Source organism: Bacillus sp. 7884-1 (assembly GCF_002272245.1).
Taxonomy (GTDB): Bacteria; Bacillota; Bacilli; order Bacillales; family Cytobacillaceae; genus Neobacillus.
In genome coordinates, this window is the sequence record NZ_NPDD01000354.1 from 1 (window position 1) to 381 (window position 381).

General features: G+C 36.5%; 1 pseudogene. It reads right to left on the reverse strand.

The features are described from left to right. Positions 1-381, reverse strand: a pseudogene (locus CHI06_RS29085) (IS110 family transposase); the annotation flags it as partial.

Consider the following 381-nt stretch of genomic DNA (forward strand, 5'->3'; position numbering starts at 1 on the left):
CATCTATCTCTGACTCTAACTTGGATAGGTGCTCTTTGTATTGAAGAATGATGTTTATATACATACCAAGACTCAAAATATGACTCTGATACAAAGTCTTTTCAAACGGATTTCTGTCTGCGGCAGATTTGAGTTGAATAGCTTATTCATTAGCCCATCTGTATGATCGGCTCTTACATAATTGAGCGATTTTGTCAGATATAGTTTCAACACTTGCCTCTAATATATCTTCAGATGAGGGAAACTCTGAAAGAGTTAACAGTGATACTACTGAATATAAGTCGCCAAAAAACCCTCTATATTCAGGAAAGACCTGGTCAAGAATGGCTTGAAATTGTAGCTTTGTTTGGATTAATACCCCAGTTATATTCTCGTGCTGTC